This is a genomic window from Acinetobacter sp. Swhac1, from assembly GCF_013390985.1.
Taxonomy (GTDB): Bacteria; Pseudomonadota; Gammaproteobacteria; order Pseudomonadales; family Moraxellaceae; genus Acinetobacter; species Acinetobacter towneri.
In genome coordinates this window covers 103846-115976 of the sequence record NZ_JACASN010000005.1, presented here as the reverse complement: position 1 = coordinate 115976, position 12131 = coordinate 103846, and the positions used below count along the sequence as shown (strand labels likewise).

At 39.9% G+C, this 12131-nt stretch carries 13 protein-coding genes; 9 read left to right on the top strand and 4 right to left on the bottom strand.

Annotation, left to right across the window (positions count from 1 at the left end; genetic code table 11):
- Positions 1 to 49 precede the first annotated feature (49 nt).
- The gene (locus HX743_RS04100; protein WP_131261606.1) at positions 50 to 517 is read left to right on the top strand and encodes a GNAT family N-acetyltransferase; all 468 of its coding nucleotides are present in this window, start codon (positions 50 to 52) and stop codon (positions 515 to 517) included.
- Between the two features lie 101 nt (positions 518 to 618).
- Here the strand turns inward: HX743_RS04100 and cysN are convergent, their stop codons facing one another.
- Both cysN and cysD read right to left on the bottom strand, forming a co-directional pair.
- The gene (gene cysN, locus HX743_RS04095) at positions 619 to 2235 is read right to left on the bottom strand and encodes a sulfate adenylyltransferase subunit CysN (RefSeq protein WP_178318567.1); all 1617 of its coding nucleotides are present in this window, start codon (positions 2233 to 2235) and stop codon (positions 619 to 621) included.
- 144 nt (positions 2236 to 2379) lie between these two features.
- Positions 2380 to 3288 carry a sulfate adenylyltransferase subunit CysD gene (gene cysD, locus HX743_RS04090; RefSeq protein WP_026438300.1) on the bottom strand — a complete coding sequence of 303 codons (909 nt, stop codon included), beginning with the start codon at positions 3286 to 3288 and terminating at the stop codon, positions 2380 to 2382.
- A gap of 354 nt (positions 3289 to 3642) precedes the next feature.
- Between cysD and HX743_RS04085 the strand changes: the two genes are divergently transcribed.
- The 3 genes from HX743_RS04085 to HX743_RS04075 all read left to right on the top strand — a co-directional run bounded on the left by HX743_RS04085 (position 3643) and on the right by HX743_RS04075 (position 4886).
- The gene (locus HX743_RS04085) at positions 3643 to 4173 is read left to right on the top strand and encodes a hypothetical protein (RefSeq protein ID WP_096900966.1); all 531 of its coding nucleotides are present in this window, start codon (positions 3643 to 3645) and stop codon (positions 4171 to 4173) included.
- 126 nt (positions 4174 to 4299) lie between these two features.
- Positions 4300 to 4608, top strand: a complete 309-nt coding sequence (locus tag HX743_RS04080) for a type II toxin-antitoxin system RelE/ParE family toxin (RefSeq protein WP_096900967.1) — start codon at positions 4300 to 4302, stop codon at positions 4606 to 4608.
- Positions 4605 to 4886, top strand: a complete 282-nt coding sequence (locus HX743_RS04075; RefSeq protein WP_004971994.1) for a HigA family addiction module antitoxin — start codon at positions 4605 to 4607, stop codon at positions 4884 to 4886. Before HX743_RS04080 ends, HX743_RS04075 begins: the two co-directional genes overlap by 4 nt.
- A gap of 73 nt (positions 4887 to 4959) precedes the next feature.
- Here HX743_RS04075 and lysS read toward each other — a convergent pair whose 3' ends face one another.
- On the bottom strand, positions 4960 to 6486 hold the full coding sequence (lysS, locus tag HX743_RS04070) for a lysine--tRNA ligase (protein WP_004971996.1): 1527 nt from the start codon (positions 6484 to 6486) through the stop codon (positions 4960 to 4962).
- Between the two features lie 316 nt (positions 6487 to 6802).
- Between lysS and HX743_RS04065 the strand changes: the two genes are divergently transcribed.
- Positions 6803 to 7309, top strand: a complete 507-nt coding sequence (locus HX743_RS04065; protein WP_026438299.1) for a YqiA/YcfP family alpha/beta fold hydrolase — start codon at positions 6803 to 6805, stop codon at positions 7307 to 7309.
- Between the two features lie 110 nt (positions 7310 to 7419).
- On the opposite strand, the gene HX743_RS04060 is transcribed toward HX743_RS04065, so the two are convergent.
- Positions 7420 to 7962 carry an adenine phosphoribosyltransferase gene (locus HX743_RS04060; protein ID WP_178318566.1) on the bottom strand — a complete coding sequence of 181 codons (543 nt, stop codon included), beginning with the start codon at positions 7960 to 7962 and terminating at the stop codon, positions 7420 to 7422.
- Positions 7963 to 8455: 493 nt separating this feature from the next.
- Between HX743_RS04060 and rubA the strand changes: the two genes are divergently transcribed.
- From rubA to oxyR, 4 genes are all read left to right on the top strand, one after another.
- Positions 8456 to 8620, top strand: coding sequence for a rubredoxin RubA (gene rubA, locus HX743_RS04055; protein ID WP_004972007.1), 165 nt, complete (start codon positions 8456 to 8458; stop codon positions 8618 to 8620).
- A gap of 72 nt (positions 8621 to 8692) precedes the next feature.
- Positions 8693 to 9871 carry an FAD-dependent oxidoreductase gene (locus HX743_RS04050; protein WP_178318565.1) on the top strand — a complete coding sequence of 393 codons (1179 nt, stop codon included), beginning with the start codon at positions 8693 to 8695 and terminating at the stop codon, positions 9869 to 9871.
- A 50-nt stretch (positions 9872 to 9921) separates the two neighbouring features.
- The gene (estB, locus tag HX743_RS04045) at positions 9922 to 10860 is read left to right on the top strand and encodes an esterase EstB (protein WP_214129011.1); all 939 of its coding nucleotides are present in this window, start codon (positions 9922 to 9924) and stop codon (positions 10858 to 10860) included.
- A 13-nt stretch (positions 10861 to 10873) separates the two neighbouring features.
- Positions 10874 to 11779, top strand: coding sequence for a LysR family transcriptional regulator OxyR (gene oxyR / locus HX743_RS04040; RefSeq protein WP_096900971.1), 906 nt, complete (start codon positions 10874 to 10876; stop codon positions 11777 to 11779).
- The last annotated feature ends 352 nt before the right edge of the window (positions 11780 to 12131 follow it).

Genomic DNA, 12131 nt, shown 5'->3' with positions numbered 1-12131 from the left:
CTTTTCGCTTCCAATAGAGCCTTGTTTTTATCTCTCAACCTAAGCCTAGATGATTAGAGCTGCACAAATTCAAGATGTCGCCAATTTGGTTGCGGTATTACACGCCAGTATTCGCTCTTGTATTCAAGATCATCAACGCAATGAAGCCAAAATTCAGGCATGGCTAGAAAATAAAAGCTATGAAAATATTTTAATGCTGCTGCATTACAACAATTGTTGGGTCTATGTCTTACAGCATGTGGTGGTTGGCTTTATTATGATGAGTGATCGCGGGCAAATTTTACAACATGCCATTGCCCCCGAAGTACAACAACGCGGTATTGGTCAAGCCTTGTTATTTGAAGCAATAAGCGATTTAAAGCGCAAAAATGTATCGCACATGAGTGTATTTAGCACACAGACTGCTTTAAGTTTTTATGAAAAAAATGGCTTTGAAATACAACCTCAAAAAATTAGCTATGGGCACTTCACACCCATGCTCAAACATCTCAATGGCGAACCCTTAGAGCACACTTAAAAAACAAACTTTCCAATATAGTGAACGCACATAAAAAAACCGCTTTCAGGTGAAAGCGGTTTTTTGGGGATGTGGATTCGATTTTATAAACGAATCTAATTTTATAAGCGAACTAGGGCAATAATTTTTTCTGCCAGTTCTTCTGTAGCTGTCGCAGTCAACTCTGCATCTACACCACTGCTTACATCACTAATCACCACAATGCCTGTTTCGCGGAGTAATGCAACCTGTGTAGCATCTAAATCTGCTTTAGCAATGGCAACAATACCCTGCTGAATCAGCAAACTTTCAAGCGCTTGCGCTTGTTCAAGTGCTTGGCTTGGTATGCATACTGCTGCTGGTTTTTGACCCAAACGTGCAGCACGGTCTTCGGCTGTTACAGGTGTACTGTGTGCAGTCCATTCTACGCAAGCTTCAACCATACCTGCGCCAATGGTCACGTTATTTAAACGATCAATGAAAATAAACGAACCCGTATAACGACTGTCTTGATAACGGTCAAATACCACAGGCGCATCAAATTCGATGGTGACATTGGCAATTGCATTCAGTTCAAGCTGTTCAACCTGCACCTGTTCCAAAGTATTCACATTGGTACGGTAATGAATGGCTGTGACTTTTGCAGGGACGGTTTGCGTACCCATTTTTAAATTATATAACTTGCCAATAGATAGTGGCTGATCAGCCATCCACACCACAGTGGCATTTACTGCACGTGATATTTCGGGACGCGCCTGATCTTCACGCACCAACACATTACCACGTGAAATATCAATTTCATCGTTTAGGGTTAGGGTAACAGCTTGACCTGCAATTGCATGTTCAAGATTGCCATCAAAAGTCACAATCTCTTTTACTGTCGAACTTTTTCCAGATGGCAAGGCCACAATGCGGTCACCCACATGAATATCGCCCAAAGCAATCGTGCCGCAGAAACCACGGAAGTCAAGGTTTGGACGGTTGACATACTGCACAGGGAAACGGAAATCATTTTGAGCCGAGTTACGGTTAATTTCTACCGACTCCAATGTTCCCATTAAAGTATCGCCTGTGTACCAAGGGGTATGCTCAGACTTGTTCACCACGTTATCGCCATTTAAGGCAGAAATTGGCGTGAAAATAATATTCGATGGTTTACGATCACCCAGTTGATTCACAAAGTTCGCATATTCCGTCTGAATTTCGTTAAATCGTGCTTCTGAATAATCCACCAAATCCATTTTATTGATGGCAACCACAATATTGTTAATGCCCAATAAACTAGAAATAAAAGTATGACGACGGGTCTGAGTTTGTACGCCATAACGCGCATCAATCAAAATAATCGCCAAGTCACAAGTCGATGCACCTGTTGCCATGTTACGTGTATATTGCTCATGCCCAGGTGTATCGGCAATGATGAACTTACGCTTTTCAGTAGAAAAATAACGATAAGCCACATCAATGGTAATGCCCTGCTCACGCTCGGCTTGCAAACCATCGACCAATAAAGCTAAATCAGGTGCATCGCCCGTAGTGCCGACTTTTTTCGAGTCACGAGTCACGGCTTGTAATTGATCTTCATAAATCAATTTTGAGTCATACAACAAACGACCAATTAATGTCGATTTACCATCGTCTACGTTACCGCAAGTTAAAAAGCGCAGTAGATCTTTGTTTTCGTGCTGTTTTAAATACGCCAAAATATCTTGGCTAATTAAATTCGATTGATGAGACATTGCTCAAAGCTCCACATATTTTTTAGAAATCGGTTTTTTAATCTTTAATCCCTCTAAATCTCCCTTTTATAAAGGGAGGCTTTGCTCCGCTTTTTATAAGTCCCTCTTTATAAAGAGGGGTTTGGGGAGATTTTTCAGGAGAGATTAGAAGTAACCTTCTTGCTTTTTCTTTTCCATCGAGCCAGCTTCATCGTGGTCAATCATACGACCCTGACGCTCTGAACTGGTTGCCAATAGCATTTCCTGAATAATTTCAGGCAAGGTATTCGCTTCTGATTCGACTGCACCCGTAAGTGGATAACAACCTAAAGTACGGAAGCGTACCGATTTCATTTGTGGAACTTCACCTTCTAGCAACGGCATGCGTTCGTCATCGACCATAATTAAAGTGCCGCTACGCTCAACGACAGGACGTTCTGCAGCCAAATACAACGGTACTAATGGAATACTTTCGAGGTAAATGTATTGCCAAATATCCAATTCAGTCCAGTTAGACAATGGGAACACACGAATACTTTCGCCTTTATTGACCTTGCCATTATACAAATTCCACAATTCAGGACGCTGATTTTTCGGGTCCCAACGATGTTTTGCATCACGGAAAGAATAAACACGTTCTTTGGCACGTGATTTTTCCTCATCACGACGCGCGCCACCAAATGCCGCATCAAAACCGTATTTATCTAAAGCTTGTTTTAAGCCTTGGGTTTTCATGATGTCGGTATATTTAGAACTGCCATGATCGAATGGGTTAATGTTGGCATCTACCCCTTCTTTATTTTGATGAACAATCAAGTCAAAACCGTGCTGTTTTGCCATGTTGTCACGGAAAGTGATCATGTCTTTGAATTTCCAGCCTGTATCCACATGTAACAGTGGAAATGGCAGTTTCGCTGGATAGAATGCTTTTAAAGCCAAATGCAACATTACCGCTGAATCTTTACCAATCGAATACAACATGACTGGATTTTCAAACTCGGCTGCAACTTCACGGATAATATGAATACTCTCAGCTTCAAGCTGTTTAAGATGAGTAAGTCTTTCCTGATTTATTGACATTGATCACACCAGATGTACTTAAACTTGTGTACGAATAACACAGATAGAATTTGATTTTCATTATAGTGACTTAGTTATGCAGACTATTGCTTGTTTTATTATATTTATATGCAAAAAGCTCATATAAAAGAAAACCAATAAGCAGTATAAGTTTTATTTAATCAATAGTTTATTCCATCATATATTGAAATTTAACGTCATTCTCGCTACGTTTGATACATACAAATCGCGCTTACAAGCTGCTCATTTTTGAATAACTTCATAGATTATTCATCTAATTCAGTGCTTCAAGCATGAACAAAAAATGCTTAAAGTAAAAACATATTTTTTTATTTTTAAGATGCTCCCATGCCACAGATTGAACAGATCAAATCCAAACTTGAACAGGCGCAGCTGGCTGGTTTTTTGTATCAGCACAGCCCTGAGCTACTCGTCCTACAAGAGCCTTTAAACGATGATGCTTCAATGCTGAATGTTTTTGTGCAACATGAACTCAGTGCAGATCAGATTGGGCTGCAATTTGGTTTGCGTTGCCGTGATCAACAACTCTCCTTTTTAATAGGCGTGACGCATAGCAATCAAGACCGCAGCTATGAAATTGGTGCGGGCAATTTAAAGGCCGAACAAAAAGCCTTTAACTTAATGTATGCATTTTATAATTATCCTAAAGGTTTTTATTTGGTAGATGTGCCTTTAAATGCAACCACGGCAGAACTGCATCAAGCGATTGAAACGCAATTATTTTCGCAAGAAAAACTGGATTTCTTAAACACTGCTATTAAAACCAACCCCATGGGTACACAAGTAACTTGGATGAAAGCGCATATTTTGCAGCAAGCTTTAGAGATGAAAGTACGGATTCAAACGGCGTTGTTATAAGCATCATCACTTTAAGTTTCTGCGGATTACGCAAGATGCACTTAACCCCCGCCAAAACTGGTTGATTGATTAAACTCGAAATTATCGTATACTGCACATATACACAATACACTTGGATACTAAGGCTTGATTAAGAGTTTTAAACATAAAGGTCTTCAGGCTTTTTTCCAAACTGGTTCAACAGCAGGTATTCAAGCAGCGCATTCTACAAAATTACGTTTAATACTTGCAGCACTACATGCTGCATCTACGGTGAATGATTTGCGAACTCCACCCAATTGGCGTTTACATAAATTGAGTGGAAATCTACAAGATCAATGGTCACTAACAGTAAATGGTAATTGGCGTGTAATTTTTAAATTTGAAGATGGTGATGTCTACATTGTAGATTATTTGGATTATCACATAGCTTCTAGCGCAGGAGTACAAAGATGAATATGATGTTTAATGCACCTCATCCGGGCGAAATGTTGCGCGAATATATTGGTGAAACTTCTGTGACTGAAGTGGCTCAAGCACTTGGAGTGACACGTGCAAACCTATCTCGCATTTTGAATGGTCATACTGGAATTTCTGCAGATATGGCGATTCGTTTGAGTGAAGCCTTAGAAACCTCACCAGAGTTTTGGTTGAATTTACAAATGCAGCATGATTTATGGCTTGCCAGTCAACGCCAGCGACCTATGATCAAAAAATTGGTGGCAAGTGTTTAACTTTAAGTTACAACAAAAAAACAACCTGCATTTCTGCAGGTTGTTTTTTATGTCGCCAACGATGCGCTAAAACTTAGTTTTTATGACGCATGTGTGGGAATAAAATCACATCACGGATACTCGCAGCGTTGGCAAACAACATTACCAAACGGTCAATCCCGATGCCCTCACCTGCAGTTGGTGGTAAGCCGTATTCCAAAGCTTCAACAAAGTCTGCATCGTAATGCATCGCTTCATCATCGCCTGCGTCTTTTTCTGCAACCTGTGCTTGGAAACGCTCAGCTTGGTCAATCGGGTCATTTAATTCTGAGAAACCATTCGCCAATTCACGACCACCAATAAAGAACTCAAAACGGTCAGTAATGTGTGGGTTATCGTCATTACGACGTGCCAAAGGCGACGTTTCTGCAGGATATTCTGTAATGAAAGTCGGCTGACGTAATTGAGTTTCTACGGTTTCTTCAAACACGATGGTTTGTAGTTTGCCCAAACCAAAACCAGGCTTCACCTGTTCTTTCAATTCTTCCTGCACAAATTTAGCCAAGAAATCACGGTCATTAACATTTTCTGGCGTGAATTGTGGATTATGCTCAAGAATGGCATCAAACATAGAAATTTTCTTGAATGGGCCTTTGAAGCTATACACTTCATCGCCATACGGCACATCGGTAGTACCCAAAATATCCAAAGCCAGTTTTTCTAGCATTTGCTCAGTCAATGCCATCAAATCTTTATAGTCGGCATAAGCTTGGTAGAATTCGATCATGGTAAATTCAGGGTTATGACGTGTAGACACCCCTTCATTACGGAAGTTACGGTTAATTTCAAACACACGTTCAAAACCGCCAACCACTAAACGCTTTAAATATAATTCAGGCGCAATACGCAAGAATAACGGCATATCTAAAGCATTATGATGCGTTTCAAATGGACGTGCCGATGCACCGCCAGGAATCACATGCATCATTGGCGTTTCAACTTCCATAAAACGCTGTTCAGTTAAAAATGCACGAATACCCGAAACCACTTTGGCACGAATTTCAAAGGTTTTACGGGTGTCTTCATTTACGATTAAGTCTAAATAACGCTTACGATATTTCGCTTCGGTATCGCTTAAACCATGATATTTGTCTGGTAATGGACGTAAAGATTTGGTCAACAATTCAAAATGTTGAATATGAACATATAAATCGCCTTTGCCTGAACGACCAATATAGCCTTTCGCTGCGATAATATCGCCCAAATCTAGGCTCTTGATCGTCTCTAATGTTTCAGCACTAAGTTCTTTACGCGCCACATACAACTGAATACGACCTGTCATGTCTTGAATTACGATGAATGAACCGCGGTTCAACATCACACGACCTGCTACAGACACATACACTTTTTCGCCTGCTTCAATTTCTTCTTTAGAAACTTCTGCGAATTGTGCCTGCAAATCTTCTGCGTAGTTTTCACGCTTAAACGTATTTGGCCAAGGGCTAGTTCCCTTCGCCTGCGCTTGTTCTTGAATTTGCTTTAACTTGGCATGACGCTGCGCAATTAAATCGTTTTCGGAAATAGTGGGTTCAGAAGTCGATTGAGCGTTATGTTGCGTCATCTCTGCCTCGAATAATTACTAAAAAAAGAAGTTCAATAGAATAGCAGATTTAGACACGATTTCGTATGCCTTCTCTGACTCGAGCAATTTATTTTTTAAATTGCCACTTGCTTTTGTGATTTTTTGTAGACTTAGACCAAAAGCTAACTTCTTTCTCAGGCTAAGCGCACTACAATATTGTTCAGAAAATAGATGAAAAAGACCGTATTTTGCTGTTTTTAAACCTGCTGATGTATCAGTCTAAATATTTTATTTTCTATCCACTTTATCTTTAGGCTCAGTTTGACTCAAGATGTTTAACTTTGTGAATCTGGCAATGAATACATGTGCTTTAAAAGTCTTGTTTTTACATGGATTAGATTCCTCGCGGGAGTCGACTAAATTCCATGCCATAGATGCAAAACAAAAATTTTGTATCAATGTCGATTATCGCAACTTAAATTATCAAACTGTTGCCGATTTTTATCACAATATCATTCAAAAAATTAAGCCTGAAATTTTGGTGGGACATAGTCTAGGCGGCTATTGGGCACTCAAAATGTCTTTGTCGCACCATATTCCGTGTGTGGTGGCAAATCCAAGTTTAGCTCCCACGTTTCGCAATGACTATCCTGCAATTTCAGATGATGACTTGCAGCACGATATTCCACAATTGGCTTATTTAGAATTGGGCGATGAAATTTTGGATATGCATGCCGCGCAAGCATTTTTAGAAAACTATATGCAGACCTCTACTTTTGAGTCTGGGCATCATCGCTTATTGCATCCAGAAAATATTAATTCTTGTATTCAGCAAATCGAACAAGCTTATCTTGCCAAATAAAGTCAAAGCTATCCATTAAAAATAATCAATTAAACATCACCCATTAAAAAAGCCTGATCACAACTATGGAGATCAGGCTTTTTTACAGCAGTTACAATAACTTAAAAGGATTAAGCCACTGCTTGTTCTGGTTTAGATTTATTGTCCAATACGGACCAAATATCTAAACCTAAATTTTTGTGTAAATCTGGTAAGTCTAGGAAAATGCTTGCACCTAAAACTTGATGATTACATTTTTCAGCCAATTGTTTCACTGCTTTTAAAGTGCCACCTGTCGCCAATACATCATCTACAATAATGACTTTTTGCGCTTGCACATCGGCAGCCATTTCTAAACGGTCTAAACCGTATTCTAAGCTATAACCCACACCCACAACTGGTGGTGGCAATTTACCTGCTTTACGCACAAGTACCAAACCTTTGCCTGTACGCTGTGCCAAAAGGCTCGCCAATACAAAACCACGTGCTTCTACTGCAATAAAGCTTTCAACTTCAGCTAATTTTTCTGCAGGAATGCTGGCAATTAAAGCATCTGTTAATGAATCCAAATTATTCATAAACAAAGGCGTTAAATCATAAAAATCTACGCCTGGTTTTGGAAAATCAGGAACTGTACGAATATGCGACCACAAAAAAGTAGACAAATTGCTCATGGAAGATCAGAAATGTGACTAAAGAATGGTTGAATTTTACCGTTTATTTTCACATAAGGCTAGTGATCGAATCGGCAAGACTGCCATCAATCACGCATCAAAACACTACAAGGTTTTGATTTATATAAACTTTAATATACTTAAAAAATACTTAAAAATATTAATATATTTATTCCATAATAAAATAGCAAAAATATAAGACTTTTACTGTACGACCAAGGTCTTAAATGGCATTTAAACGCATAAAAACGTGATTTTTCCTGCAGCCATTCTCTCATTACAATGCCGTATCTATATCAAAAGAGGTCTTTTCTGCGCGGTTATGTCCCATGCAGCTATTCATTCTATAAAAGCACAGATTAAAATCGCTTATTTACTTTACTTTAGCCGTATAACTGCGTAAAAATTTAATCAAATAGATATATCATACAACTAGTCGTAGATAAGTTTTTTGCTGATCTGGAAATTTAAAGATCGGTTTATGGAGAATTGAATGAAAAAGTATCAATGCATCGTTTGTGGATGGATTTATGACGAAGCAGAAGGCTGGCCTCAAGATGGTATTGTGGCAGGTACATTATGGGAAGATATTCCTGATGACTGGACTTGCCCAGACTGCGGCGTTTCAAAAGCTGATTTTGAAATGATTGAAGTTTAAGACCACGAAAAGACCATGTCCGATGGTCTTTTTTTAACGCCAATTTCTATGCCCTCATTTGGAGTACACCTTATGCATCCTATCGTTATTATTGGTTCAGGCATGGCAGGTTATACTGTTGCACGCGAGTTTCGTAAGCTAAATGCAGAACAAGAGTTAGTCATGATTTGTGCAGATGATGCTGCCAATTATGCCAAACCAACTTTATCTAATGCATTGGCGGGCAATAAAGCCCCTGCTCAAATTGCATTGGGCGATGCAGCTAAAATGGCAAGCCAACTCAATATGCGTATTGAAACCCACACTTGGGTTAAAGCAATTGATGCAGAAGCGCATGTACTTGAATTAGAAAAAGAGGGTGTAAGCAGCCAACAACCTTATTCTAAATTGGTTTTGGCAGTGGGTGCGAATCCTGTACGTTTAGCCATTGCGGGCGATGGCAGTGATGACATTCATGTGGTAAATAATTTAAGTGATTACACCGCATTTCGCCAACAGCTTGAACAACGTCAAGACAAACGTGTGGTGATTTTAGGTGCAGGCTTAATTGGCTGTGAATTTGCCAACGACTTACAGCAAACAGGTCATCAAGTCACGGTGATTGACCTTGCGCCCCAACCTCTTGGGCGTTTACTACCTGATTATGTTGCCAGCGCATTTAAACAAAATTTAGAAGAAACAGGCATTCACTTTGTACTTGGCACAACTGTTGAAAAAGTTTCAAAAATTAAAAATGACGACTATTTAGTGACGATTACCAGCGGTCAATCTTTAATTGCCGATGTCGTTCTGTCTGCAATTGGCTTACAACCGAATATTGCACTGGCAAAAACTGCAGGCATTGAAACCAGCCGTGGTGTATTGACCAATGCACAACTCGAAACCAGCCAAGCTGATATCTATGCAGTGGGTGACTGTGCCGAAGTGAATGGAATTCTTTTGCCATATGTAATGCCAATTATGCAGCAGGCACGTGCCTTAGCTAAAACCTTAAATGGTGAAACCACACAGGTGCACTACCCTGCCATGCCTGTTGCGGTTAAAACACCAGCTGCACCACTCACTGTTTTACCTGCACCACTTGGGGTAGATGTGAACTGGCATACTGAAGAGTTTGATGATGGCATGATTGCTAGAGCTTATGACCAAACTGACACCCTGCGTGGCTTTGTACTTTTAGGAGCAACTGCGGCTAAACAACGCTTGAGTTTGACTAAATTAGTGCCAGACTTATTGCCAATAACAGAATAAAATAATAATAAGGGCAAGGCTTCGGCTTTGCCTTGAATGAGGACAACAACATGAATAGCGCACTTCAGTTTAATACTTCGCCTTATACGGCATTTATGCACGAAACCAAGGTCGATTTAGGCAATGGAATTGAGCTGCATGTCGAAATTGGCGGTAAGACTGAAGATCCTCCAATTTTACTGATCATGGGGCTGGGTGCGCAAATGTTGTATTGGCCCGATTTCTTCTGTAAATCTTTAATTGATCAGGGTTATCGGGTGATCCGCTATGACAACCGGGATATTGGTTTGTCGTCAAAAATTCGCCATAAAGGCCCACGCCTAAATACCTATAAAATGATGGGGCGTTTTAGCTTAGGACTACAAAACCAAGGCGCGCCTTATAATTTATATGACATGGCGGAAGATGCAGCGCTACTTTTAGAGCGCTTGGGCATTGAAAAGACTGATGTCATCGGTGCTTCAATGGGCGGCATGATTGCGCAAATCCTTGCAGCAAAATATTCAGATAAAGTAAATAATTTAGGCTTATTATTTACTAGCAACAATCAGCCTTTTTTACCACCACCATTTCCTAAACAACTGTTCAGTCTGTTAGAAAGACCAAAATCGCAGGATGAAAATGGTATTGTTGATCATAGTTTAAAACTATTTAAGGTGATAGGCTCACCTGGCTACGTGAACCAACTCGAAGCCATGCAAACTGCACGCAAATTATATCAGCGAAGTTATTACCCTGCGGGTGTACTTCAACAGTTTTTAGCAATATTATGTACAGGCTCGTTGCTACAACTGGACAAACAAATTCAGCAACCTACCCTTGTGGTACATGGTTCGCAAGATCGTTTGCTCCCACCAGGGCATGGTAAGGCTGTTGCGAAAGCGATTCCAAGCGCTAAGTTTGAATTAATCAAAGGAATGGGGCATGATATTCCTCCACACTTTATTCCTCATCTTAGCGAACTGTTTGCTCACCACTTTAAATCATAATCATTAGGACACTATGGCTGCATTACCATCTTTAAGACAGCTGTCATACCTCGTTACACTGTCTGAAACGTTACATTTTACAGAAGCGGCTCGCCGTTCTTTTGTAACTCAGTCGACTTTGTCTGGCGGGATCATGGAACTGGAGCGCCTGCTTGGCGGCGTACTGGTAGAACGTGATCGACAGAATGTACGTTTAACCCCATTGGGTGAACAAGTCGTAGCACGCGCCCGTGTTCTGTTAGCAGATGCACAGGACTTAATGCGTTTAAGCCGTGAAATGAGTGAGCCTCTCACAGGTGATTTACACTTAGGCGTGATTCCAACCATTGCCCCATTTATTTTGGCGCAACTGTTAGATGAAGTGCATAAGCAGCTACCTAAAATTCAATTGCATTTACACGAAGCGCAAAGTGAAAAAATTGTCGAAAAACTGGAACACGGCAATTTAGATATGGTGGTGTTAGCCCTGCCATTCGATACGCGTGGTTTGAAAGTGGCTGAAATTTCTAAAGAAGATTTGTTCTTGGTTTATCACAAGGGTGACCAAAAATCAGCTCAGGCCAATTCTTTAGATGATTTGGATTTATCGCGTTTAATGCTGCTTGAAGAAGGTCATTGCTTACGTGATCACACTTTAAGTGCTTGCCCGATTGGTGAACGCAAAAACGATCATCGTTTAAAAGCCAGCTCTTTGCCGACCTTGGTTGAAATGGTGTCTGCAAATTTAGGCTTTACCCTATTGCCTGAAATTGCAATTCATAATGCCATGATCAAATCGAATCCAGATTTACAGATCAAAAGTATTGAGGCTGCACCAAGCCGTACTTTGGCTTTAGTGACGCGTAAAAGCACGCCATTACAAAGTGAATTTGACGTTTTGCTGCAGATTTTACAGAAAATCACTCAAAACGCAGTCTAAATTTAGACACACGATCCAACATTTCATTAAGGAGCCAATCTGGCTCCTTTTTTATTTTTCGTTCAAAAATGTGTATTGTTTTTGCAGTTCAGGATGATTTAAGTGACTTATAAATATGAACAAGTTTTTAAAATGTGAGATTCATCACAAATTCAACAATCCACTCTTACCACTGAACGAAAGAACGGTATCGAGTTACATTACTCACGTTTTCAACACATTTCAAAAAAAATATTCAGCAACAATTACTTATATTTACCCTTTTTATATAAAAATCACTATATTTAAGGATATTCAGTTACAGCAATATCACGCACAATCTATTTATCAAAATTATTTATAGAACAGCACA

What these genes read in the sequence shown, in the direction of transcription:
- HX743_RS04100 (WP_131261606.1), top strand. Translation starts at nt 50, where the DNA reads ATGATTAGAGCTGCACAAATTCAAGATGTCGCCAATTTGGTTGCGGTA.
- cysN (WP_178318567.1), bottom strand. Translation starts at nt 2,235, where the DNA reads ATGTCTCATCAATCGAATTTAATTAGCCAAGATATTTTGGCGTATTTA.
- HX743_RS04085 (WP_096900966.1), top strand. Translation starts at nt 3,643, where the DNA reads ATGCCACAGATTGAACAGATCAAATCCAAACTTGAACAGGCGCAGCTG.
- HX743_RS04075 (WP_004971994.1), top strand. Translation starts at nt 4,605, where the DNA reads ATGAATATGATGTTTAATGCACCTCATCCGGGCGAAATGTTGCGCGAA.
- lysS (WP_004971996.1), bottom strand. Translation starts at nt 6,486, where the DNA reads ATGACGCAACATAACGCTCAATCGACTTCTGAACCCACTATTTCCGAA.
- HX743_RS04065 (WP_026438299.1), top strand. Translation starts at nt 6,803, where the DNA reads ATGAATACATGTGCTTTAAAAGTCTTGTTTTTACATGGATTAGATTCC.
- HX743_RS04060 (WP_178318566.1), bottom strand. Translation starts at nt 7,962, where the DNA reads ATGAGCAATTTGTCTACTTTTTTGTGGTCGCATATTCGTACAGTTCCT.
- rubA (WP_004972007.1), top strand. Translation starts at nt 8,456, where the DNA reads ATGAAAAAGTATCAATGCATCGTTTGTGGATGGATTTATGACGAAGCA.
- HX743_RS04050 (WP_178318565.1), top strand. Translation starts at nt 8,693, where the DNA reads ATGCATCCTATCGTTATTATTGGTTCAGGCATGGCAGGTTATACTGTT.
- estB (WP_214129011.1), top strand. Translation starts at nt 9,922, where the DNA reads ATGAATAGCGCACTTCAGTTTAATACTTCGCCTTATACGGCATTTATG.
- oxyR (WP_096900971.1), top strand. Translation starts at nt 10,874, where the DNA reads ATGGCTGCATTACCATCTTTAAGACAGCTGTCATACCTCGTTACACTG.